The following is a 431-nucleotide window of genomic DNA, read 5'->3' on the forward strand; positions in this document are numbered from 1 at the left end:
GTCACGATTAACGGTACCGATGACGGCGCGATCATCACCCCGTCTACCCCTGACAGCGACAAGGGCGAAGTCATTGAAGACGAGAAGTCGTCCGTCAGCGGCAAGCTCGACGTCACCGATCCGGACGTCGGCCAAGCCGTGTTCCAAGTTCAAACGAACGCTCCTGGCCAACACGGTACGTTCTCTGTCGGTGCCAATGGCGCGTGGACGTACAACCTCACGAACAACGACCCGGCCGTCCAAGGCCTGGGCGCTGGCAAGACCCTGACCGAAACGTTTACCGTCACCACCGCTGACGGCACGGCGGGTCAGGTCGTGGTCACGATCGTCGGTACCAACGACATCCCCGTCGTGACCGGCAAGGCTGATGGTGCAGTTACCGAAGACGGTTCGCTGGTTGCAACCGGCAAGCTGGATGTGGCCGACGTCGA

1 protein-coding gene is annotated in these 431 nt (G+C 61.5%); it reads left to right on the forward strand.

Annotated features, from left to right (window positions below):
• A partial coding sequence (locus tag V6F88_RS27805; RefSeq protein ID WP_332613523.1) for a VCBS domain-containing protein occupies positions 1 to 431 on the forward strand: 431 nt, incomplete at both ends.

Source organism: Achromobacter sp. ESBL13, from assembly GCF_036668755.1.
Taxonomy (GTDB): Bacteria; Pseudomonadota; Gammaproteobacteria; order Burkholderiales; family Burkholderiaceae_B; genus Achromobacter.